Genomic DNA, 275 nt, shown 5'->3' on the forward strand with positions numbered 1-275 from the left:
GAACATGTCGAACAATGCCGCGGTCACCGCCGATGGCGGCGAGATAGGCCGCGCGCAGGCGCTGCAGGCGCGTGCAGCGGGCGTTCCGCTGTCGGTTCACATGAACCCGGTGCTTTTGAAGCCGCAGAGCGAAACCGGCGCGCAGGTGGTGGTGCAGGGTAAAATTGTCGGCAATGCCAAAGCCGCCGATTACCAGCACATGAAGGCCGGGCTGCTGCCGCGCGTGCTGGAAAGCTTCGAGCACCTGAAACAACGGGCCGATCTGGTGCTGGTGG

1 pseudogene is annotated in these 275 nt (G+C 64.4%); it reads left to right on the top strand.

The window, feature by feature from the left end:
- Positions 1 to 275: pseudogene (locus SB764_RS40010) on the top strand (cobyric acid synthase CobQ); the annotation flags it as partial.

It is taken from the genome of Paraburkholderia sp. SIMBA_027 (assembly GCF_046535315.1).
In the GTDB taxonomy this organism is placed as follows: Bacteria; Pseudomonadota; Gammaproteobacteria; order Burkholderiales; family Burkholderiaceae; genus Paraburkholderia; species Paraburkholderia tropica.